Origin of the sequence: Parasphingorhabdus sp. (genome assembly GCF_039982415.1) — a bacterium.
Classification (GTDB): Bacteria; Pseudomonadota; Alphaproteobacteria; order Sphingomonadales; family Sphingomonadaceae; genus Parasphingorhabdus.
Genome location: NZ_JBDWYL010000011.1, coordinates 375,023 through 396,244 on the forward strand (window position 1 = coordinate 375,023; position 21,222 = coordinate 396,244).

General features: G+C 48.4%; 17 protein-coding genes. 5 read left to right on the forward strand and 12 right to left on the reverse strand.

The annotated features are described in order from the left end of the window. Nucleotides 1-220 precede the first annotated feature (220 nt). From ABJU74_RS15905 to ABJU74_RS15940, 8 genes are all read right to left on the reverse strand, one after another. A complete protein-coding gene (locus tag ABJU74_RS15905) occupies nucleotides 221-1,624 on the reverse strand; it encodes a methyl-accepting chemotaxis protein (protein WP_348385185.1) in 1,404 nt (467 codons plus the stop codon). An 80-nt stretch (nucleotides 1,625-1,704) separates the two neighbouring features. Beyond that, nucleotides 1,705-3,030, reverse strand: a complete 1,326-nt coding sequence (locus ABJU74_RS15910) for an amidohydrolase family protein (RefSeq protein WP_348385184.1) — start codon at nucleotides 3,028-3,030, stop codon at nucleotides 1,705-1,707. A gap of 248 nt (nucleotides 3,031-3,278) precedes the next feature. Then, nucleotides 3,279-4,616: an MFS transporter gene (locus tag ABJU74_RS15915; protein ID WP_348385182.1), complete on the reverse strand. Its 1,338-nt coding sequence runs from the start codon at nucleotides 4,614-4,616 to the stop codon at nucleotides 3,279-3,281. 14 nt (nucleotides 4,617-4,630) lie between these two features. Next, nucleotides 4,631-5,632, reverse strand: a complete 1,002-nt coding sequence (locus ABJU74_RS15920; RefSeq protein WP_348385181.1) for a VOC family protein — start codon at nucleotides 5,630-5,632, stop codon at nucleotides 4,631-4,633. A 33-nt stretch (nucleotides 5,633-5,665) separates the two neighbouring features. Next, nucleotides 5,666-5,959 carry a DUF1330 domain-containing protein gene (locus ABJU74_RS15925; RefSeq protein ID WP_348385180.1) on the reverse strand — a complete coding sequence of 98 codons (294 nt, stop codon included), beginning with the start codon at nucleotides 5,957-5,959 and terminating at the stop codon, nucleotides 5,666-5,668. A gap of 31 nt (nucleotides 5,960-5,990) precedes the next feature. Further along, nucleotides 5,991-6,851, reverse strand: coding sequence for an alpha/beta hydrolase (locus ABJU74_RS15930; protein WP_348385179.1), 861 nt, complete (start codon nucleotides 6,849-6,851; stop codon nucleotides 5,991-5,993). A 191-nt stretch (nucleotides 6,852-7,042) separates the two neighbouring features. Continuing rightward, the gene (locus tag ABJU74_RS15935) at nucleotides 7,043-9,388 is read right to left on the reverse strand and encodes a TonB-dependent receptor (protein ID WP_348385178.1); all 2,346 of its coding nucleotides are present in this window, start codon (nucleotides 9,386-9,388) and stop codon (nucleotides 7,043-7,045) included. Nucleotides 9,389-9,546: 158 nt separating this feature from the next. Then, nucleotides 9,547-10,311 carry a helix-turn-helix domain-containing protein gene (locus tag ABJU74_RS15940; protein ID WP_348385177.1) on the reverse strand — a complete coding sequence of 255 codons (765 nt, stop codon included), beginning with the start codon at nucleotides 10,309-10,311 and terminating at the stop codon, nucleotides 9,547-9,549. Nucleotides 10,312-10,506: 195 nt separating this feature from the next. Between ABJU74_RS15940 and ABJU74_RS15945 the strand changes: the two genes are divergently transcribed. The 5 genes from ABJU74_RS15945 to ABJU74_RS15965 are packed head-to-tail and all read left to right on the forward strand — an operon-like array spanning nucleotide 10,507 to nucleotide 15,014. Further along, entirely contained in the window at nucleotides 10,507-12,045 is a 1,539-nt protein-coding gene (locus ABJU74_RS15945) for an FAD-dependent oxidoreductase (RefSeq protein WP_348385176.1), read from the forward strand. A 21-nt stretch (nucleotides 12,046-12,066) separates the two neighbouring features. Next, nucleotides 12,067-13,071: a chromophore lyase CpcT/CpeT gene (locus tag ABJU74_RS15950; protein ID WP_348385175.1), complete on the forward strand. Its 1,005-nt coding sequence runs from the start codon at nucleotides 12,067-12,069 to the stop codon at nucleotides 13,069-13,071. Nucleotides 13,072-13,103: 32 nt separating this feature from the next. Next, nucleotides 13,104-13,565, forward strand: coding sequence for a c-type cytochrome (locus ABJU74_RS15955; RefSeq protein ID WP_348385174.1), 462 nt, complete (start codon nucleotides 13,104-13,106; stop codon nucleotides 13,563-13,565). 35 nt (nucleotides 13,566-13,600) lie between these two features. Then, a complete protein-coding gene (locus ABJU74_RS15960) occupies nucleotides 13,601-14,494 on the forward strand; it encodes an SUMF1/EgtB/PvdO family nonheme iron enzyme (RefSeq protein ID WP_348385173.1) in 894 nt (297 codons plus the stop codon). A 13-nt stretch (nucleotides 14,495-14,507) separates the two neighbouring features. Then, nucleotides 14,508-15,014 (forward strand): hypothetical protein, encoded by a 507-nt coding sequence (locus ABJU74_RS15965; RefSeq protein ID WP_348385172.1) that lies wholly within the window; start codon nucleotides 14,508-14,510, stop codon nucleotides 15,012-15,014. 38 nt (nucleotides 15,015-15,052) lie between these two features. On the opposite strand, the gene ABJU74_RS15970 is transcribed toward ABJU74_RS15965, so the two are convergent. The 4 genes from ABJU74_RS15970 to ABJU74_RS15985 form a co-directional block, all read right to left on the reverse strand. Beyond that, nucleotides 15,053-16,210: a hypothetical protein gene (locus ABJU74_RS15970; RefSeq protein ID WP_348385171.1), complete on the reverse strand. Its 1,158-nt coding sequence runs from the start codon at nucleotides 16,208-16,210 to the stop codon at nucleotides 15,053-15,055. Nucleotides 16,211-16,365: 155 nt separating this feature from the next. Then, nucleotides 16,366-17,088 carry a chromophore lyase CpcT/CpeT gene (locus tag ABJU74_RS15975; protein WP_348385170.1) on the reverse strand — a complete coding sequence of 241 codons (723 nt, stop codon included), beginning with the start codon at nucleotides 17,086-17,088 and terminating at the stop codon, nucleotides 16,366-16,368. 20 nt (nucleotides 17,089-17,108) lie between these two features. Next, nucleotides 17,109-18,602 (reverse strand): FAD-dependent oxidoreductase, encoded by a 1,494-nt coding sequence (locus tag ABJU74_RS15980; RefSeq protein ID WP_348385169.1) that lies wholly within the window; start codon nucleotides 18,600-18,602, stop codon nucleotides 17,109-17,111. 340 nt (nucleotides 18,603-18,942) lie between these two features. Next, nucleotides 18,943-20,733: an EAL domain-containing protein gene (locus tag ABJU74_RS15985; RefSeq protein WP_348385168.1), complete on the reverse strand. Its 1,791-nt coding sequence runs from the start codon at nucleotides 20,731-20,733 to the stop codon at nucleotides 18,943-18,945. Between the last annotated feature and the right edge of the window lie 489 nt (nucleotides 20,734-21,222).

Consider the following 21,222-nt stretch of genomic DNA (forward strand, 5'->3'; position numbering starts at 1 on the left):
ATAGTCGCCTGTCATGGCGCAGTCCGCAGTTCATTTGCGGATAGCGCACCCCAGTCTCATACTTATCTGGCCTTAGTCAGCGCAGCGCGCAGCGGAAGGGTGGATCGCATCAAAGAATGCCTGCCGCAACTGGGCGCCTTTCCCGGCAGCGTTGATCAGACGATAAGCTTTCCCCTATCGTCCTCGAAAACCAGGTTTCTGGTTGTCCCGTATCAACCGACTAGTTGATATAGAGTATTTCGAAATTCCCCCAATATCGGCCGCGGAAACTCAGCGGCACAAAGACATTCTTGCCCGCAGATGCTCTCGTTTTACCAGATTGGAGAAAACGATAAACAGACACGGTATAGGGTTCCGATTTGCGCTCAATTGCCAGCTTTGTCGTCTCGTCGAGAAAGATCCGTCTGTTGCGGCAATATTTATCATCATGTTCCGGATCGCCATTAGGTGATCGAGACCGTTCGCTGAGATGGGTTGGCAGATATCCGTCAATATTGGACAAAACACTGCTAATTATTGCATTTTGATCGGCTTGATATTTGTCCAAGATCGGGCGAATATTTTCATCCGCAAAGCTGTTAAATCCATTATCATATCGTACCGGATTGGAGCCCGCTATATCCCGATACTCGCGATCAAATAGCTGGTCTTCGGACAAAGTCCCATCATCAAGAGCTTTTTCTACCATAGCGATAATTTCGCGCTGACCTTGAATTGCCAAGTCTACAAATTTGCGATCTTCTGCGGCAAATCCGCTGCGTACAAGTTGATCAAACATGACCTTTGACATCGCTTCAAGATCGCCAACTTTTCTTTTTGCGCTATCCAAAGTGACCTCATTATTCTCCGCACTTTCAGAGAAATGATTGAGAACCTCTTGAACTTTTTGTACTTTTTCATGAATCATGCCGGTACTTTCGGCGATTCCGTTATTTTGCTCACCAACCAGGTCAACCAGGTCGGAAATGCCATTAACCGTCTCGTCGATTTTCTTGAGATTAACTTGGGCCTGATTGCCTTTGCTCACACCATTTCCGATTTTTTCAACCAGACCTTGGGCTTCATGACCCAGCGAATTAACCGTGCTTGAAATCTCATCCGTAGCCATGCGCGTATCTTGGGCCAGTTTTTTCACTTCCTCCGCAACCACGGCAAATGTAGCCCCGGCGTCACCGGCGCGATGAGCCTCAATCGCAGCATTCAACGCCAACATATTGGTGGTTTCCGCAATAGTATCAATGGTTTGGGACACTCTACGAACCTGATCCATAGCACCAGCAAATCCGGTGATATGCTCTGACAGAGCCAGAACAAGATCAGTCAGGTCGCCAAATTCGTACATCGAAGATTTAATCTCTGCGGTACTGTTTCGCAGATCATTTTTCGCGCGTTCTGATAACATCCGGGCTTCGTCGGTTGAATCGGTCACGCGTTTTTGATCTTCCGACAATGTATCGATCACGTTTTTCAGCGTTTCACGGCGCGCTTGCATTTCACTAGCCGTGGCCATTACATCTTCGACCAAACCGCCAACGTCAACACAACCCACTGTAACTTCACCGCATGAACGGGCGACCGTATCAATCAATGATGGGTCAGTAATATCTATTTTTTCATGTTTCATAGTAGAATAACGTACTCGCTCTAACACTGATGACGAGCACTCTAGCCAAAAGAAGTTGGCGACTTGTTAACCACAAAAAATTATTTGATCTGAGAAGGAGCGCTGCGATAAACGTCCAGCGCGGTTCGATCGATGAGCCGGCCATCTTTGACAACCGCTTCAATCAACGCGATATTTCGAATGTCCAACAGCGGATCAGCGTTCAAAAGGACCAGATCGGCCTTTTGGGCCACTGCAATCGATCCTTGTTGGTCTTGCAAATCGAAAAAAGCAGCGGGAGCAAATGTTGCTGCTTCGATCGCTTGCAATGGCGTTAATCCAGCTTCGACCAACATGAAGAGCTCTTCATGCAAGCTTGCCCCAGGCGTCAAAAAGGCGATAGGGGCGTCTGTACCGGCCAATATGGAAACGCCGGCATTGTTTAACCGGGCAACCATGGTCATGAGCCAGTTATCAAATGCCAAATCCTGTTGTGTGGGTTCGCGTTTGGACAATTTACTAGCCCTTTTAAACCAGCCCTTGGCGACGGATTTCGGCATAAGGCGAAAACTGGCTTGATAGCGTTTCTCCGCGTATAATTTGCGCGAAAGAAAACGGCTGATGGACAATGTGGGTGTCTGTGAAACATTATTCTTCTTCATAAGTTCAATAAGCGCAGCGCATTCACCCTCATCTTGAGCAGCCACTGCTTTGGCGCGTTGCATCCGGTGCAATGCGGCGCGTAATTTCCCTCCAAATTCCGAGTTATCTTCGGCCATTACTGATTGACGCTCTTGCAACAGCTGAAGCCGATTGCCTACGCAATCCAATTCAAGATTTCTGAGATGCTGCATATCTTTGATACCAGCTTCAATGGCTTGCTGAGCGGTCATCGCCAGCGGGGAATGCCCCGTAACCGGAAGATTATGAAAGCGGGCTCTCGCTACTAGTTGGCGGAAGGCTTCTGGCGACAACATTTCATAAGCTTTGATAAAATCGACGCCTTGCGCAGCTAAGGCATCGACTTTTGCTTCCGCTATTTCAGCATTGTCAGCACCGATAGAAATATTAGGAAAACCTCGGGATTGGCCTGCATAAACTCGCTTTCTACCGTCCACCAGCGGGCCGGATATATATAAATCCGGGGCGATGGCATCGCTATCAGCTATGGCTTTGGCCGGCGCGAGCTTATCCAATTGCCCGCCAGTATCGCGCAAAGAGGTTATCCCGTGAGCCAAAGCGAGAGGAAAGAAAACATCATGACCGATTTTTGGGTTATAGGTGAGATGAACATGCGCATCCCACAAGCCGGGGATTAGAAATTTTCCAGTACCATCGACATAATTTTGGCTCGGCAGCTCGCCGCTTGATACAGCGGGACGGATCAAAGCGATACGATTCCCCGCAATTGCAACATCGACAGGCATTCGCGCGCCATGGATAGCATCTATCGCGGTGACGTTTTGGATGATCAAATTGAAGTTATCTGGCCGGGTTTTGAAACCCGTTTGACCGGTCGAGCAAGCGGACAAACAAACCACAAAAAGAAAGCAGAGCAAAAAGCAAAACGGTTTCTGACAGGCCATCAAATCTCTCTCTTCATTTCGTCAACGCACAGCGCGATCCTATCGGCCTTTCGGTAATAGCAGCGCCCCATTCAGCAAGCGCAGGTGCTTTAACTGTCCCGTTGTCTTAGCATATGGTCCAATTGGCGCCGATAGAAACGGATCGCCAACGGAATGCACAGCAGCGGAACAATCCCATACACAACCGGCAATGTCGCCATGGCAAAACGGATATTATCTTCGCCAAAAACACGTGTCGATAAAATACCCACTGTGGACGGCCCCAGAAACAGACCCGCCATGCTAATTGCCATATAATAAAGCGCGACAACCTGACCTCTTATCTGGCCGGGCGTAATTGCCAACAATGCCGTAATCGCCATGCCGGATATCATCGCGATACCCACTGTGTTCAGACATAAAATGGCATAAGCAATTTCTGGCGATGGCATGAACATCGGTAATATCGCTGTTGGCAACATGATGAGAAAGCCGACTATCATTAGACGTAAGGGCGCATCAGCAATGCCGGATTGCGTCCATCTGTCAGAAATAATGCCAGTGATAAATACGGTAGCCGGACCAAATATCAGCAAGGCCACTCCATTGATCAAAGCATATTTCTCCGCCGGCCATGCCCATGTTCGTTCAAACGTGGCTGGTAAAAAACCTTGACTATAAGCGATGATGGCCATGACAGCGGCCATGGATATGAATGTTCCATAGGTCCCAGCCCGGCGACTGACATAGGTTAGTGCATCGCGAATATTATTGCCTTCCAGGTCACTGTCCAATTCTGCCACTTGGCGCGGCGGTTCTTTGAGGAAAAAGAATATCAAGCCCAGGAATATGCCTGGGAATCCGACCGCAAAAAAGGTCAATTGCCAAGGGGCTAGTGCACCGAACAAGGGAACGGAAACAGAGGGTGTCGTTTTGGCCCAGATCAATACGGCGCCGCCAATCAGCGATGCAATGCCGCTTCCGAGCGACAGAGCGGCAACGTACACAGATATAGGCTTCCCGCGCTTCTCCGGTGGGAAGCTGTCGGCAATCATCGACATAGCCGATGGGCTCAGCGTGGCTTCCCCCACGCCAACCATCATTCGTGCCACAAAAAGGTGCCAGAAGCTTTTTGCCAATCCGGAAACTGCAGTTGCCAATGACCAAACGAAAATTCCAGCAGCGACAATCCAGGTCCTTTTGGAACGGTCAACCAACCATCCCAGCGGCAATCCCATGGTTGCATAAAATATCGCAAAAGCCGGTCCAATCACCCAACCAATTTGCTCATCTGTGAGTCCCAGATCGGCTTTTATCGGTTCGATCAACAGACCGAGAATATACCGGTCAATGAAGCTAAAAATATAAGCGATCGTCAACATGACAACCAAAAACCAACCCGACTTGACCGGTGGATAGATAGCCGAGCCGCTGTCCTTATCGCTCATATTTGCTCACCTGATCATTCTTCAAATATCTCGATAAGGAAACCGTCGGGATCCTTCAAAATCATGCTCCGCACTTCCGGAAGAAACAGACTGTCGTGAACTGCTGCGGGATGCACAATTTCAATATTGGATCGTTCTGCCCGCTGTTGAATATGTTCGATATCCTTTGCCGCAAATGACCACATGGCAATTCCGCGATTGGGCGGTCCATAGCTGGACGCTGGACTTGGCTTTGTAGACTCCATGTGATCCATCAGCACCAGATAACCGCTGGCACTACCCGGCGCAAAAGCCTGGACAAAACGTTCTGTCGTACCTTCAGGCATTAGCAAGGCCGATCGTTCACCCACGGTAAACTCAACATCTCGGCGAATTTCAAAACCCAATATATCTCGGAAAAAAGCGATGGTATCATCCGCAGCGCTGATACAGCGTGCAGAATAGGCGGCGCCACCCATACCAGTAGCCGGATCAATTGGCCCCACGGGCACAAATATATCGGGACGGACCACTCCCATTACAAAAATATTGTCCGGCGCTTTATAAACAATCTCCGCCGAAATATAAGTCTCTCCGCTGGGGCTGGCAAATTCCATTTCCTTTACCCCGATGGTAGACTCTATTCCGATCGTCATCATGTGCTTTTCATGCGCGTGGAGATCATTGATCGGAAAGCTCATGGTGGCTCCACCGGCATACAAGCCATCATAAGCCGGACGAACCAATGGCGCTGTTGTTTCTAAAGCCATGACCCGGATTTGAACATTCGCTCCGGCTCCCGATTTATAGAATGTACAAGATTGCCATTTTTGATTCTCTTCAAAACCAAAATACGCATTAGCACGAACCAATTTATGGTCGGAAAGTGTGTGCCATCCACTGTTTTGTAACCCATAGCCTTGGGTGAATATTTTTTCGACCGTCGCACGATCATCGGTCACATAAGTGACCATTTGTAACGGCCCGACAATGGCATCATCCGCATTGGATTGGGGAACGAAAATATCAACTGACATTTAACTGCCTTCCTGCTTTTGTGACATTCACGATCAAGGCGCTTCAACGATTATGACTTCGGCATCCGCCAATCCATCTCGCAATTTTTTGATTTCCGCATATTCCTTTGAATGCCAGAACGTTCGTGCAGCGTCTTTGCTTTCCCATTTCGAGATCGCAATTGAACTATAACCTTCGAGACTGCCTTCCAGCAATTCCGCACCGGGCGCGACAATCAGATATTCTCCACCATATTGTTTCACCACCTCAGGAACCGCTGATCCATAACCGGCGATAAATTTCTCGCGGTCATGTATTTTGCAGGCAATAACCATATAGGCTGGCATATCATGCTCCTCCAATTTCAATATAATCCCATCACAAATTGCTTTGCGTCAGCAGCGTGCTTTGCTTGAGTTGCTCGTCATCGCGATCGAGAAACTCATTCACGATTTCTGCCAATTCGTTCGCATGGGTTTCCAAAAACCCAAATCCCCAGCCCGGTAAGTCGATCATTTCACCATTGCGCAGATAAGCCTGTGTCCGCGGGGTCATTTCATACAAATCATCCTCGGGATTAAGCAAAGCGATCGCATGGGGCAGAGATTTTAATCGTTCGGGGAAGAGTGCGTTATAGGCAAAAACAGCTTGGTGCCCCCAGCTATATTTCTCGCCGCCGCGGATCATCTCCGCGAAATTATCTGCCGCCATTTCCAAATTGGTTTGCGAGTTTTTGTTCCGCAAAAGCATATCCCAGAAAAGTTGATATCTGGTCCCTTTTTCATCAAGCGGCACATGTGCCAAAGAGTTGTTCATTTGCTCGATTTCTTCGGGAAGCAATATGGCCGCCGATGACAAGATGAGCTTTCTAATCAGGTGGCTGCGCTGATAGGCCAGTTCGACCGCCAGTTTTGATCCGGCATGAATCCCAAATATATCGACTTGATCATGGCGTTCAGATAGCGACAATTGATCGATAAGATCCCCTATAGACTCAGCATATCCCGTTGCATCAATAGGTTGTGCTGGCGCGCTGGACTCGCCGTAACCGGGGAAATCGGGAGCAATAACAGTTCGGTCTGTTCCCATTGCTTCGATAAAATTGCCATAATTACGCCCCGACTGTGGAAACATATGCAGACAAATAAGCGGCGGCTTGGAAGATGCCGCTGCGTCATACATACGCAAATGGATTTGCCCATATTTGCCATCAATAAATTGTCGTCGGTAGCTGGGCATAGACTTTCCTTACGATCGAATGGTCAAGTCAGGGTCTTCGTTTCATCCCAGTTAAGCGGGTTAGTTTAGTGGCGGAAGAAGATGAGCCGCTTCCGCCACTTTTCTACCATCGCACCGCAGGAACTGGGAATTTGTCCATCGAAATCTGACCCGGGAGTTGGGCCAAAACCGCAGCAGCGCATCAGTAGATACTAAAAATCTCCGCTCAAACGCAGGCCAAATTGGCGGCGGTCGCGCAAACCAACCATATGTCCAAAAATGCTAAATCCACCAAAACCGAGCGTGAGATCGCGAAAGCGATTTATCGCTGTTGGGGAATCGTCATTTGTCAGGTTTGTTACAAAAGCTTCGATACGAAGACCTTCCGATTCCACGCCGGCACGCAAATTGGCTTGAAAGCCGGGTTCAGCCGAAGTGAGATTAATTTCACTGGCGAGACGTCGGCCCGTATAGGCCCCATCCCCTCGTAGGAAGAAATCCCAGTCCGCATTTAACGAACCGGTATATTGGGCCGAAACTGAACCACTAAATTTGGGGAAACGCTCTCCTCTCGTCCCGGAAGCATCTGCACTTCCAAATACTTCCAGATAAATCCCGGAATTATCAAAGAAGGAGAGTTCGGAATCGATATAGGCAGCTGTTGCGCTGAGCGTGAAACCTTCTAACAATTCATAACTGCCCTCAAACTCAATACCCTTGATTTGAGACTCGCCAATATTGATGAAGTAATTCACTTGCGTTGTGTTCATCGTATTCACTTGGCCATCCAGCGCGATGCGATCTGATCGGCGAACGGTCTGACCTGTCCGGTCCATATAAAATGCAGCGAGGGACACGAAACCGGCACCGCCAAAATTATGCTTGAGGCCAATTTCGTAATTACGCAGAGTTTCTTCGCCAAAAGTCGGTCCTACACCAGGTTGAATTGCATCCAGCCGGGTCAATTCCGTTGGCGATAGCGCAGCGACGGATCCATTGAAGCCGCCCGGTAAATTGCCTTCTGAAAAACTAGCATAAACCAATGTATCTGGTGTCGCTTGATAGTTTAAGATGATCCGCGGGAGGAAGGAGCGGAAGGTTCCTTTAGAAAATCCGTTGGCGTCGGTAATATCATCATCTTCACGCACGGTATCAATTTGATATCGCGCTTCACCGACCAAACTCAATTCATCCGTAAAGTTTACCTGTGCGCTTCCGAACAGCCCGAGAGTCTCGATTTGCTCTTCCGCTGGTTCGCCGTTCCCAAACGCAAAATTACCGAATGCAGGGACAATAAACTCGCCATTATTGGTGAATCTTTGATCAAAATAATTTGCTCCAACAGACCAATCGAGAAGCCCGTTAAAGGATTCTCCGGTCAGCCTAATCTCCTGACTGAAATCACGAAACTGGCGACCAGCATAGCTCACAAATTGGTTGGGAGCGCCATAGTCACCATCTTGCAAAAGATTGACTTCATCATAGTTGAGGCCCGTCAGCCAGCTAAAGACAACGCTGCTATTCGGGAAACTCACGTTAAATTGGAGACTGGCGCGCAAGCTTTGGCGATCCAATCCAAATTCATCGCGCGGATTGCCGTTTAGCTGAAAAAGCGTATTTTGATAAAAATCAATGATACCCGGTGTCTGATCGGTATTAAGTGCAGGCTGTGTTATCGGAACATCGCCACAAAAGGTCCGGTCAGTGCCGGTCACGCCATCTGTGGTAAACGGACCGCAATTATGGAAACTGCTGTCAACAAAACCGATGGCCGGAGCGGAATCTTCATTCTCGAAATAATTGACGCGAATTTTCGCATCAAAATTTTCAGACGGTTCGAAAAAGACCGTGCCTGCAACCGACCATGTCTCTTCTTTGCCAACTTCTTCGCCATTTACTGAATTGGTGTAATGCCCCCCTTTATGCCGGTACGAACCCGTCGCCCGAAATTTAAGCGTTTCGCTAATCGGAACATCGATCCCGAGCGCTCCTTGGTAGAGATCGCGCGTTCCCAGCGTGGCGGAATAGTCGACACCGAAATCATCACCTGGCGTTTTGGTGATATAGTTGACCGCTCCTCCAAAGGTGTTACGGCCAAAAAATGCCGACTGTGGGCCTTTGATAATTTCGACCCGTTCAACATCGCTAAGCGTTACGCCTTGGGCGCCATTGGCAACGAAAATGCCGTCAATAAACACCGAAGCGGTCTGGCGGGTGGGTGAACCAGTATTGACTCCGACACCCCGAAATCTCGGTGAGTTGTCAAAACGGCCCGGGAGGGTTGCGAATGATTCATAGACAAAACCCGGCGTAAAAGCCTGAAGGTCATTAATGTCGTTCAATCCTTTGGCTTCAATCGCTTCACTGCTAAATGCGGTGATCGCCACGGGCACTTCGAGCAGATTTTCTTCGTTCTTCCGTGCTGTCACGACAATGACCCCGTCTTCTGCGCCATCAGCTTCCGAAATTTCTTGTGCAGATGCTTGGCTAGCCATCCATGCACTTGCCAATACTGCGCCGCAAACTGACGTTTTCACGATATTTTTAACTTTCAACATTTCCCTGTCCTTTCCCGTAACCAAAGCCTTGCAAATCTATCGGCTTTGGGTCGGCCACCCTCGATTAACGCAGCAGGATTAGTGAGAAGAGGTAAAGTTAGTCAATTCACGTAGATGGAAATGATGATTTTATAAATGTATGTATATTACGAGTTCTTCTATTGGAGCTTAAAAACAGTTTTTACGCCAAATTCCTTGGCCAAAGCGGCGATTGTTTTGCGGTGCAATTCTACATTTTTTGAGATCCGATTGCTCGGTCCAACAACACCGACAACCAAAGTTTCCTGATTGGCCAGGGATTTGATTGGTAGGCAAACCGCTCCCACGCCTTCCAGCAACACATTGTTTTTAGCGGCCGATCCGAATGTGTCCAATTCTTCTCGGACATGGTCAAGGTGGGCTTTGTCAAACTGATCCTTCGGTGATGAGTCGGATGAGTTTATAAAGCTCAAATATTCTGAGAACTCGAAATCGGTCAACGAAGCGAGCGCCACCATTCCAGTTAAAGAATTCCCATTGGGCATGATTGTTCCAACCCGCACACTGACCCCCACTGACAAAACACTTTCCAGTCCGTGAATAATTCTCACATTCGTCCCAATACGACGGCTAATATTGATTGTTTCCCGGGTTTCCCGGTTAAGAGCATGCACAAAATCCAATATCGCGGTTTCTTTTTCGATAATGTCCGGCACCCAATTCAACACCGAAATAAAACTTTTAGAAGGCATGTAAGTCCATTTGGGAGCATCGAAATCCATATATCCCAACTGATACATGCTTTTGAGCAACTGATGTGCACTCATCAATGGATATCCGAGCTCCTTTGAGATTTCCTTTGCTGCCAACGGCCGGCGCTCGCGATCGAACAGTTCGAGAATTTCGAATATCCGGCCGACTGATTTTATGACACCTTCTGGCATTGGGATATATCTCCTAAAATAATCAGACCCTCGCGAGCATGCGTGCAACAAAGCACAGTTTTTATATTTCAATATATAGGATATCGCTTTTTTGATACACGTACATTTACAATATGCCGATTTTTCGTTTTTGCGCTGGGACAATTTTGATGCGCGGTTTAGCTTTATTCCTGTGGATCAAATTCAGGCGGTCATATGAACGATAAAATTCCAGAAAGCCCAGGCCAATTTTCGAGAAAGCTCAAGGCCAGCAAAGTGTCCCGCCGCCAGATATTGGCCAGCGGAGTCGCCGTCGGCGCGCTCGGGTTGGTCACATCATGCGCGAAGGAACCCACGGCAGCCGAACTAGAAAACAGCTCAGAAGCGACGGATATCCTATATGATGCCATCATCGTCGGCGCGGGTTTAGCAGGCCTCCACGCAGCCCGATTACTCGAAGAACAAGGCTTAAACGTCTTGACGCTTGAAGGGCGAGACCGCGTTGGTGGCCGGGTTTATACGTTAATGGATATTCCGGGAAAACCGGAAGCTGCTGGCGAATTGATCGGCGGCAATTATGCCCGAATGCTGGATACTGCACGCCGCCTTGATCTGGAATTGTTTGAACCCAAAACCCCGCTGGGAAGCGGCGAACGCTATTTCAACATTCGCGGTACCAATATTTTGAAGGATGAGTGGGAAGGCCATGCGCTCAACCCCATGTCCGGCGACGATCGAAAACTGATGCCCGATCGCATGTTATGGACATTGTCGCATCGCAACAATCCTTTATCCGGCAAGCCGTTGGATGACTGGATAAAGCCCGAATATGCCCAATATGACATTCCTCATGGTCAATATCTCAAAGAAACGCTTGGCTTTAATGATGAAACCATCCGGCTAATGAATGTGGTGATCCATTCTGATCATATAAACAACACATCTGCCATGAACGAATTGCGCAGATATGCGGTCAATGAATTTAACGGAAATATGGCCAAGGCTCGCCCTGACCTGCCTTCGGTGCAACAAGTTAAAGGCGGCAACTCTCTAATGGTCAAAGCCATGGGAGAAAGCCTCAAAAATGGTGTTTTGCTGAATAAAACAGTTCTGGCCTTTGAAGATACTGGCGATGAGGTCACCGTTTATTGCGCTGACAACAGCTCTTACAAAGCCAAGCAAGTGGTCAACTCGATGCCGCATAGCGTCATGCAAAGCGTGAAATTTTCACCACGATTGCCGCAAAGGATGGAGGAGTCGATCCGGGATATCACTTATGGCATTTCTATTCAGGTGCATTTTCTTTTGGAAAAAGAATATTGGGAAGAAGATGGTTTACCGCCTTCGCTTTGGTCAGATACAGTTATTGAACGTTTTGCGCTGCTGACCGATGACGATACCGGCAACCCGAGTTCGGCCTTGGCGTTCATCAACGGCAATGAAGCCTATAAATATAATTTCATGACCAACGACCAAGCCTTTGCTTATACCATGCGCGAGTTGGAAAAAATTAGACCTTCGCTAAAAGGTGCGCTGAAGCCGGTAATGGTGCAGTCCTGCCATCGCGATGTGCACGGGGCTGGAGATTGGGTGTTCTGGCGCCCTGGTCACGTCACAAAATATGCCCCCTATATGCGAGAATCTCATGGCAATATTCACTTTGCCGGCGAACATACCGCGTTGCTTGAACGCGGCATGGAAGGTGCGTTCGAATCCGGTGAACGGGCCGCGACGGATTTACTTAGCCGCGCCTAAACCATTGGTTAGGGGAAGAAAATGAAAAACCGTTTCTATATGGCTTTGATGCTGGGGTTCGCCAGCATCGCCTATCCAGCTTCAGCCGGCCCCATGGAACGCGATTTACTCCTGCTGACCCAATGGTTTGAAGGACAATTTGATAACGAGGAACAACGCTGGTTCCAAAATGGTCCTTATGCAAAAATTCCCGAGCCTGAACAGCATGTCCGTCTCCATGTTTTTCACAAAAAACTGAGCATGCCGGCATTGGGGAAGCACGTATTTTATGTCGAAGAATATCAGAATAACGACCCTCAAGATATTATCCGCCAACGGATCGTTATTTTCACTACGGATGGAAAGAGCCAAACGATAAGGATGCAGCAAGGTTTTTTCAAAAATGCAGAAGCGGTCCGCGGCGCTCATATTAATCCATCAAAAGTGGAATCTCTAACAGCCGATGACGTCTTTTTTCTCGATGAATGCGATGTCACATGGAAGCGGGTAGCGAGTCAGTTTGAAGGCGGAATGAAGCCCAAATCATGCATTTTTGGGACAGGAAAAGATCGCCGATATTCGGTGCATGACATGTGGTTATCGCCCGACAAATATTGGCGGATCGACTCCACTTTTCGAGTGTCAGACAATAGCTTGTTCGCTGGCAAGCCGATTGACAAACCTTATCAGTTGCGCCGTGCAAAACCCTTTAATTGCCAATTCTACTTCTTTGCAGATAATGGCTTCGATGCCCAAGTGGTTGAGAACTTAGAAATGCACAGCCAGGGGGGAACGGTAACCGCAACGCGCAATGTCGATGGGAAAACCTTTGAAATTTTGATGCGCGACAAGGAATATCCGAGTTACAAAACCCGGCCTGATTTTCTCTATTTTTCGCTCCGTGAACAAGGGCAGAAACGCTCTCTTGCTTTTACCGTCAACGACCCGGATTCCCGTCAAATCGGCGTTCGCGCCCATTCAATCGGCGCATTTTGCCAGCGCAAAGGATTTAATTTTCGGGAGCCGCTCGAGCTTCTCGAAAATTGATCGCATTTATTTTCATCAGGACAAAAACCATCATGATACGAATGTACACCCCACTAACTTATATTGTCGCATTGACAATGTTGACCAGTTGCGCGGAGCGCGAACAGGCGCAAGACGGCACTGCGGGAAACACGGCAGACACGGCCATTGCACCAGCAACAGCGTCGGCGGGGCAAAATCTCACTGACCTTGAGAAAAAGGGAAAAATCGCTTTTCTAAAATGCCGCTCCTGTCACTTGCTCAACGAAGGGGACCCGCATTTAACCGGGCCGAGCCTTTACGGCTTTTACGATGCGCCAGCCGGAACTCGAGCCGATTATATCTATTCCGATGCCTTGAAGTCTTCTGGCATTACTTGGAACGCAGAGGCATTGGATGGCTGGTTGGAAAAACCTTCCAATTCCATTCCCGGAACAAAGATGGTCTATGCGGGTATGCCGAACAAATCCGAGCGCGAAGCATTGATCGCTTATCTGAAGACGGCGACCCAATAATGGCGCACGGCGGTCTCGCTTCTCGAACAGCTTTTATGGCTATCATAGCTGGTTTTTCAGCTCCTGCTCACGCTCAGACGGGACCGGAATCTTTCTCCGATTGTGAAAATTGCCCCGCAATGATTATCATTCCTTCCGGCTCGGCTATGATTGGAGCCGAACCTTATGAGGCCAACCAAAAACGTGGTGATATTCCCGTCAGAAAAGTGACGATCGGTTATAAGCTTGCCGTGGGCAGAACCGAGATTACCCGCGCACAATATCGGCAGTTCATGGAAGAAAGCGGTCATGCTATGGCTACCGATGGCTGTAACAGCTGGGGAAGAAACCGGATCATGGGTTATGTGCCCAATCACCATTGGGACAATCCCGGCTTTTCACAAAATGACAATCATCCGGTTGTTTGTGTCAGTCATGTTGATGCCAGCGCTTACGCCCGTTGGATGGCACAAAAGACCGGTAAACCCTATCGGCTGTTATCCTCTACCGAATTTGAATATGCGACGCGCGCTGGAACACGGGGCCCTTGGTTCTGGGGTACATCCCAACGCGATGCTTGCACATATGCCAATGTTGCCGACGATGTTTTTCGAAAAAATTTCGACCATGCCCCTGTGTTCAAATGTGATGACGGTTATGAGCATACAGCGCCCGTTGCCACCTATGAAGCGAATGGCTGGGGACTGCACGATATGTTGGGCAATGTATATGAATGGACCAACGATTGCGTGCACACCGTCAAATCCAATGCGCCAACTGATGGCCGTGCTTGGCTTGAGGAAGATGGCGGCAATTGTGAACGCCGCGTCCCACGGGGTGGAAGCTGGGTATCCGGAACGGATTGGGTGCGCGCCGCAGCGCAAGCGGGCGATTTGGCAAAATACCATAGTCAATTGCTTGGATTTCGTGTTGCCGTGACATTGCCCTGATATCGAGACAAATATGCGTATCATCGGACAGATAAAGGAGCTTTCTCTCACCCCTGCATCAGATGACCGATCGAGCGATCTGGCTCAACATATGCCGACGTTCATCGCTTACGAAGGTCGTTGGTGCGGGGAATTTCAGCATTATAGCAATGATGGAAAATTGCTGGAATCCCACCATGGCTTTGTAAAACACGAGTTTCCTCAAAATGGCCCATTTGATCATATCCAGCATAGCCATTTCACTTGGGATGACGGCCACGAACAAATATTGCAGCAGCAAAGCATATTTTCAAATGGTAGATTATGGTGGGAAAGTGGTTCTTTCCAAGGCTGTATCTGGGAAACTGAATTTGGTAATGTGCTGGTCAATATCTCTCAAACAAATAGCCCAAGATTGTGCCTGAATGAGATAATCAGTCCGGAAACCAACGGCAATCGCCGTTCTCGGGTCAGGCAGTGGTTCAAAAACGGCAAACTTTACAAACGAACTTTATGCCATGAACGGCGGATCAACAATTAATCTTCGCTGCACACCACCATATCGGTGGTTTAGAACCTTCAAAGATATCTTGGAAAGGCTTCCAATTTCGGATTTTTCATCAGTCTCACAATGCGACTGATGCTCATAATGCGTTCGCGTGCGGGTTTGATCGAACTTACCAGCTTGCGTGCTTCCATGTTGCGGCCGTGCTTGGCAAAACCCCAAGCAATGTCTCTTAAAGCGGCCGCCCGCAACGAACTGGTAGAACCAAATTGCGTTTCCGGCAAATCAGTCACCAATCTGTCTGCGATGGAAAATTGACCAGAAAAGGCCGCCGATCCGGCAATTTCATAATATGAAAATTGGCGAAATAAGTCTGATTTCGCTTTTTGGGCAAATTGTTCCGCTTCCTGCAAAATCGATTGGGTATCTCGATAGAGACCACAATCAGCCATGCCTGTGGCTATGCGGCTCATCGCGCGCGCTTTCTCCTGGTAGCTATTCGCGCGCCGAGCCCCCGCTATTGCATCAGTGAACAAAGACATCGCTTTGTGTCGCATATCTGCATTCACATAAGCGACCCCAATATCTCGCAAGGCGCCGGCTACGAAATAACCATTTTCTTGCGCACGCGCTATTTCTTCCGCCTCTTGCAACAATCTCACTGCCCTTTCAAAATCTCCTGCAGAAAAAGCGAGATGGGCGATGTCGGAACGCACTGTAGATTGATAATAGGTCAAACCAAATGAGATTTCGGTAATAACAAGATCTGCCTCTGTCCATTTACCAGCCTTGGCCAGTTCAACAGCAATTTCTCGCAAAGACCGGGCTTTAAACGCTTGATGGTTGCTCGTCGTTTCTGGAAAGGCTCGCACCGTTTTTAGCGCCCGATCAAATTGTCCGATTGACGCGCGAACAACCGCGAGCTTGCCTGACAGATCATATTTTTTGGCATTGTCGGCAATATTGGCAGCTGCAAGCTCGCCTTCGGTGACCAACCGCTCAGCCAAGTCTGGCAGTTTTGCGGTGACCGCGTCTTTTGCCAAAGCCGCCGATGCTGAAATTTTGGCGTCGGACGATTCCAGTTGATCAATTTTTTGCTGTGCCCGGCTTACATAATCTCGGGCGGCGATACTCTGTCCATTTGCTGCAAAGGCCGCCGATATTTCACCTGCTGCAACGATCCATTCCGCTTCATCCTCTAATCCCAAAAAGGACTGTTCGGCGGATCGCAACAGGCAGGAAATCTCTAGGTTTTCAGAATCGCAGACAACACTTGCCGCGACATTAGCGTTCGCTGTCTGATGTGTTTGGCAGGCTTGCAGTGATAATGTCCCCGCGATCATTACCAAATATAGTATCCAAATTCGCGCAGTCATTGGCGGCATGATCAATTTATCTTATCAAGCTCATGATAAGTATAATCTCCCGCCATTGATATAACTGCGTCATCGGCAACGGCATTAATCTTGTCACGGAACCAGAAACTCTGTTCTCCCAAAAGCACTTGATAGCTGAAATAATTATCGCCGAAGACGCAGGCTTTGTCCGCCATCGGCATATGATATTTGTCGCCTTGTTTTTTAACCAACAAATCACATTCATCTTGCAGGGGAAACATTTGATCTTTGGTTAGGTCACTGAGTTTCGAGAGGTTTTTCCAGGCGCCCACATATTTTTTCTTGTCGTTAAAATACCAAAGTTTCACGCGCAATTGATCTCTTTCGTCAATGGAAAGAGTATAAATTCTTTGGCGAAAAATATTATCCGGCTCACCATGTTTGGTCTCTTCAACATAAATTACATGGCTACCAAATTCCGGCAAATCAATCGATCGATAGTGCGATGTTACCTCTATGTGTCCACCTTTACCCGATCCATCTGCGCGCCAAATAGGCTTCCCTTGCACCGCAAGGGCCGCCAAATGTCGATCATTATTATAACTGCCATTCCACCAGAGCATGATTGTGTTCAAATCTTGCTGAGACGAGCTTGGCGCGACGTTGTCGGCGGTTTTAGTATCACCCGTTGCGGTACATCCAACGGTTAAAACTGCACAAGACAGACTCGCGACGGCCGTCTTGAACCTTTGCCCCATTATTCCACTTGTCATGTTTCAACCTTCCTCGTGATTTAAATCAACTCAGCCACTTCAAAAGCGGCGCGCTCTCCTGACTCCATGGCACCTTCCATGCCGCGGGCCGCAATCGCGGTATGCTCGCCCGCAAAGTGCAGCCGCCCAGCAGGTTTAGCCATATCCTTGCCAAAGGTAGACAATTGCCCAGGCTGCCAAGCCGCATAGGCGCCCCCGGAAAGCGGGTCGAGCTGCCAAGACCAAAATTTAACAAATTCCAACGCGTTCTTCGTGCTCGGCCGAATCTGCTCGAGATAAGATAAAATATGGCGGTTGGCCGCTTCTGCACCCAATCGATCCAGCAAATTGGCTTGCCGATCATTGGCGAACGCAATGAAGCTGGTTACTTCCTGAGGATTATCTGGATTGTTGCGCAAAGCCATGAATCGCGCCGTGGGGCCATCGGTCCACATGGACGGTTGCATCCCGTCATCCTCCCAAAATTTACGCTTTGGCACATAGTGGAGATGGGTGACATTTGTGTAACCAAGCGCACGAATAGCATGGGCTTGCAACGGCGCCAGCGGGGCATCAATATTGACGAGACGCAATGCGGAAAATGGCGCCGTAACAATCACGCGTTTGGCAGAATAGACGGTGCCATCGTCGAGTACGACTTCTGCTTGATCGGATTCGCTGCGAATACCCACTACTTTTGCATTCATATGAATATCGCGTTTCAGCGCTTTGGCCATGCCTTCCGGTATCCGTTGATTGCCGCCTTTTCCGGCAAAGGGTGAACCAGGTTGAGAAGCGCCGCTATTGGCTTGCGCAAAGGCGATTATGTTGAACCACATCAAAATTGAAAGGCCATAGGGCCCACGCGCATCGCCGTAGCTCATGTTCGTGCCCGCTCCCAATTCTATAGCATTGCGGGAAAAACCCTTCTGGGAGAGAAATTCGAACACAGACACATCATATTTAGCAAATGCAGGGTCCAAAAACTGATCCGGGCTCGCGAGCGGGTTGTTATCGCTGTAAATGCCATATTTGAACAGCCACGGCATTTTGTCACGCATGCCTTCCGGGAAAGGGTTTAGGGCATGACCTGCCCATTGTTTGGGCGTGATGTTTTGACGCGCCACATTGATTATGGTGTTTTCTACTTCCGCTACGGTACGCGGTCTTTCGGATGCACGGGCAATCTGATACCGGTCCATGGCCCCCAAAATCCGTCCATAACTTGAGCCTATCCCGCTACCCCCAGCTTCGGGCATTCCGGGAACATCGTCCATGGTGTATAATCGCCCGCCAACGCGATCCTTACCTTCCAATATGGTGACGCTGTGCCCCAGCTCTTCCAACAAAAGCGCTGCATTCAAACCAGAGAGACCGGCACCGATCACGATCACGTCAGATTTTTCAACCTTGCGGGCTGGCTTGGTCGTCTTAATGCTATTTGTGGAAATCAGATCGGAATAATAGATCGCACCCCCCGCAGCGGCGGCTACCGCGGCACCTCCTAATATCGTTCTTCTCGTGATTTTACCCATTTCCCGAGTCACTTTCCGTTTGCGCCAATTCTATTTGGGGCGCCCAAAATCATAATTTTGGTGGATTATCCCTTCGGCCGAACGGGCGAAATGGTCAAGTTTACTTCATAATTTTAAGTAATATATAAACGTACGTTTATCCCGGAAGTGAGAAGTTGATAGCGTTTGACCACCATTCAGGTACGATGATCATCAATGATTTTGGCAATTGATGACAACCGATCTCAACATCCTATTTTTGAGGACCGTTCTTCTCTCCATCTTGTCCAGAAAACCAATCATAATGGAAAGCTGGTATCAGCAAGAGGCAATGCATCGATTCCGACAACGGCGTTGGCTGTTAAGCCGTTTTCTGCCATTGCTGCTTGGTTGAACTGGTTTCCAAAAAAGGCAGCAAATCTTGCGCGCTCATGGGTATTCCGAAAAAATATCCTTGGACTGTTTGGACGCCAACCCGCTTGGCCATCACCAACTGCAGTTCGTTTTCCACTCCCTCAAGCAAGCATTCCACGCTCAACGTTCGTGCCATGCCCGACAAGGAATGGAGAATTTTCTCAGTCATCGGGTCCGTCATATTCTCAATGAAGGAGCGATCTATTTTCAACTTATTAATCGGTAAAGTCCGCAAATAGTTGAAATTGGAATAGCCAGTACCAAAATCGTCGAGCGCAATCGGGTGGCCCAACTCGGTCAAGCGCATGAGATTGGAACTCGCTTTTTGCATATCAGCCATCATCGCTGTTTCGGTGACTTCAAACTCGATCAAGCTTGGATCTTGACCGCTTTTTTTGACCTCTCGGATAATCTGACTAATCGTCTGATCAGCAATCAAATCGATACTCGACAGATTAATGGAAAGCGGAAAAGGATCATTCCAACTGTCCAACGCTGCCAACGCTTTTTTGAGTACGGTTAAAGTGATATTCGCAATCAAACCACTTTCTTCGGCGATTTTAATGAAACGATCGGGACCGATTTCGCCAAGAATAGGGCTATTCCATCGTGCCAATGCTTCGGCTCTGACAATCTTATTTTCCGAGAGATTAAATTGTGGTTGGAACAATAACTCCATTTCTGAATTGAAATCCGCAACCCGCAGAGCTTTCTCAATCTTATAGCTTTCAACTGCATCTTGCGCGTGTTCTTCGGAAAAAACGACCACGCGATTCTTGCCGTTTCTTTTCGCATGCATAAGCGCATAGTCGGCATTTCTGATGATATCTGTATCGCTCTCATCTGGTTGAATTTCAACGCATCCAATCGATCCAGAAATCTGGATAAGCCGGCCATCAATGCGATATACTTTCGAGATCTGCGGCAGCAATTGCTGGCACCATAGTTCGACGTTTTCAGCATTGGGGTTATCAGGCAGTACAATATTAAACTCGTCACCGCCCATACGGCTGAGATGAGCAGCTTTCCCGCAATACCCCCTCAAACGCTCCGCCACCATCTTCAGCAATTCATCCCCCATAATGTGGCCATGCACATCATTGACGGCTTTGAATCCGTCAAGGTCAAGCAATATCAGCCAACCATGAGACGATGACGGCTTTGATGATTTATGGTCTTGGAGCTGATCAAAAAATGCGCGGCGATTTGGCAAGCCGGTCAAACTATCCGACAAGGACCTTCTACGCATGGTTTCACCCAGGTCTCTGGCTTCATCCAATCCCGTTTCCGCTTCGCGCTGTGCTGCTACCGCTAGTCCAACCGCCCGACGCAGCATCGACGTTATCGATACAGTACAGAGCGACGCTGCGAAGGAAATAAAGCCATAGGTGACCAAAAGTTCTGGGTCGTGCTTATTCAGAGTGTAAAACAAACCAATGATAACTACTGTGATTGACAACAGTGCCTGACGAATAGTGATACTCGCAAAACCAAAAACAATTGCCATCATGATAAAATAGATGAGCTTGGCTTCGGCATATTCCAAATGCAGTGCAACCATGACATTGGTCAGCACCAACATATTGGTCATACCCGTCAGCAGCTCCAGCTGTTCAACCGGGCGGGGTCGGCGCAATATGAACCAAGATGCACCAATGGCAGCGCAAGCGACGCCGGACGCTCCAGCCATCATGGCCAATGCCCAACCACTGAACCAGCCGAAATGAGTCATTGTCATCAGCGCATAATAAATAGCCGAAACTGCAAAATAAGTCCGGATTATTGGTCGATAAGTTTCTGAAACTATAGAGTTTGCTCCGCGGTCGTCAGGCGAACGCGCAAAAACTTTTAACTGCCTAAGCAATTGCCGTCCCCTTTCCCCACATGGTCAAAATCTGCAATTGTTATTACTCTCAAATACTTAACAATCCTTTCGCAGCCGGTCCCAAAGTGGTGCAAAACCAGAGTTTCTTGGCAAAACAGAGCGACCGAAAGAGAATAAAGGTTAGTGTCGGCCGTGAGGCGCAGTGCTAACCATGCGTCAAATTCGTCTAAATTCCGGTAAAAACAGGCAATCGTTGAACGGATCAGCATGCCAATGACAACGATCAATTGTAAAAAATGCTAAAATCTCAAAGGACTAGAAATAGACAAGCTAATAGCAATTCTGATATTTTTTTAACTATATTTACAAAACAAAAAGCTCTGCATTGTCATTTATTCACAA

Bases quoted from the DNA above. Each gene is read 5' to 3' on its own strand.
- ABJU74_RS15905 (WP_348385185.1), bottom strand. From the start codon at position 1,624: ATGAAACATGAAAAAATAGATATTACTGACCCATCATTGATTGATACG.
- ABJU74_RS15955 (WP_348385174.1), top strand. From the start codon at position 13,104: ATGATACGAATGTACACCCCACTAACTTATATTGTCGCATTGACAATG.
- ABJU74_RS15960 (WP_348385173.1), top strand. From the start codon at position 13,601: ATGGCTATCATAGCTGGTTTTTCAGCTCCTGCTCACGCTCAGACGGGA.
- ABJU74_RS15920 (WP_348385181.1), bottom strand. From the start codon at position 5,632: ATGTCAGTTGATATTTTCGTTCCCCAATCCAATGCGGATGATGCCATT.
- ABJU74_RS15965 (WP_348385172.1), top strand. From the start codon at position 14,508: ATGCGTATCATCGGACAGATAAAGGAGCTTTCTCTCACCCCTGCATCA.
- ABJU74_RS15910 (WP_348385184.1), bottom strand. From the start codon at position 3,030: ATGCCTGTCGATGTTGCAATTGCGGGGAATCGTATCGCTTTGATCCGT.
- ABJU74_RS15975 (WP_348385170.1), bottom strand. From the start codon at position 17,088: ATGACAAGTGGAATAATGGGGCAAAGGTTCAAGACGGCCGTCGCGAGT.
- ABJU74_RS15945 (WP_348385176.1), top strand. From the start codon at position 10,507: ATGAACGATAAAATTCCAGAAAGCCCAGGCCAATTTTCGAGAAAGCTC.
- ABJU74_RS15930 (WP_348385179.1), bottom strand. From the start codon at position 6,851: ATGCCCAGCTACCGACGACAATTTATTGATGGCAAATATGGGCAAATC.
- ABJU74_RS15980 (WP_348385169.1), bottom strand. From the start codon at position 18,602: ATGGGTAAAATCACGAGAAGAACGATATTAGGAGGTGCCGCGGTAGCC.
- ABJU74_RS15940 (WP_348385177.1), bottom strand. From the start codon at position 10,311: ATGCCAGAAGGTGTCATAAAATCAGTCGGCCGGATATTCGAAATTCTC.
- ABJU74_RS15925 (WP_348385180.1), bottom strand. From the start codon at position 5,959: ATGCCAGCCTATATGGTTATTGCCTGCAAAATACATGACCGCGAGAAA.
- ABJU74_RS15985 (WP_348385168.1), bottom strand. From the start codon at position 20,733: ATGACAATGACTCATTTCGGCTGGTTCAGTGGTTGGGCATTGGCCATG.
- ABJU74_RS15915 (WP_348385182.1), bottom strand. From the start codon at position 4,616: ATGAGCGATAAGGACAGCGGCTCGGCTATCTATCCACCGGTCAAGTCG.
- ABJU74_RS15950 (WP_348385175.1), top strand. From the start codon at position 12,067: ATGAAAAACCGTTTCTATATGGCTTTGATGCTGGGGTTCGCCAGCATC.
- ABJU74_RS15935 (WP_348385178.1), bottom strand. From the start codon at position 9,388: ATGTTGAAAGTTAAAAATATCGTGAAAACGTCAGTTTGCGGCGCAGTA.